Here is a 1337-nt window from a genome sequence, read left to right as displayed (position 1 = left end):
TTCCAGTTCTGGCCTATCAACCCAATGGTCTGTTGGGGGCCTTACCCCCTCGAGGGGGTGAGAAACCTCATCTTGGAACAGGCTTCCCGCTTAGATGCTTTCAGCGGTTATCCCTTCCGAACGTGGCCAACCAGCCGTGCTCCTGGCGGAACAACTGGCACACCAGAGGTTCGTCCGTCCCGGTCCTCTCGTACTAGGGACAGCCTTCCTCAAGTTTCTAACGCGCGCGGCGGATAGAGACCGAACTGTCTCACGACGTTCTAAACCCAGCTCGCGTGCCGCTTTAATGGGCGAACAGCCCAACCCTTGGGACCTACTCCAGCCCCAGGATGCGACGAGCCGACATCGAGGTGCCAAACCATCCCGTCGATATGGACTCTTGGGGAAGATCAGCCTGTTATCCCCGGGGTACCTTTTATCCGTTGAGCGACACCGCTTCCACTTGCCGGTGCCGGATCACTAGTCCCGACTTTCGTCCCTGCTCGACCTGTCGGTCTCACAGTCAAGCTCCCTTGTGCACTTGCACTCAACACCTGATTGCCAACCAGGCTGAGGGAACCTTTGGGCGCCTCCGTTACATTTTGGGAGGCAACCGCCCCAGTTAAACTACCCACCAGGCACTGTCCCTGAACCCGATCAGGGTCCGAGGTTAGAGGTCCAATACGATCAGAGTGGTATTTCAACGACGACTCCACACACACTGGCGTGCATGTCTCACAGTCTCCCACCTATCCTACACAAACCGTACCGAACACCAATACCAAGCTATAGTGAAGGTCCCGGGGTCTTTTCGTCCTGCCGCGCGTAACGAGCATCTTTACTCGTACTGCAATTTCGCCGAGTCTGTGGTTGAGACAGCTGAGAAGTCGTTACGCCATTCGTGCAGGTCGGAACTTACCCGACAAGGAATTTCGCTACCTTAGGATGGTTATAGTTACCACCGCCGTTTACCGGGGCTTAAATTCTCAGCTTCGCGCCGAAGCGCTAACCGGTCCTCTTAACCTTCCGGCACCGGGCAGGCGTCAGTCCGTATACATCGTCTTACGACTTCGCACGGACCTGTGTTTTTAGTAAACAGTCGCTTCTCACTGGTCTCTGCGACCCAACCCAGCTCCCACCGCAAGGGTGTTCACCAGACCGGGCCCTCCTTCTCCCGAAGTTACGGAGGTATTTTGCCGAGTTCCTTAACCACAGTTATCTCGATCGCCTTAGTATTCTCTACCTGACCACCTGTGTCGGTTTGGGGTACGGGCCGTGTACCAACTCACTAGAGGCTTTTCTCGGCAGCATAGGATCACTGAATTCGCCTCAATCGGCTACGCATCACCTCTCAGGCT

1 rRNA gene is annotated in these 1337 nt (G+C 55.8%); it reads right to left on the bottom strand.

What is annotated here, in order from left to right:
- Positions 1-1337 (bottom strand): 23S ribosomal RNA (locus ON43_RS07715); the annotation flags it as partial.

Source organism: Nocardia concava NBRC 100430, from assembly GCF_000308815.1.
Taxonomy (GTDB): domain Bacteria; phylum Actinomycetota; class Actinomycetes; order Mycobacteriales; family Mycobacteriaceae; genus Nocardia; species Nocardia concava.
Note: the sequence above shows the minus strand (reverse complement) of the source record. Positions and strands in the feature narration are given on the sequence as shown.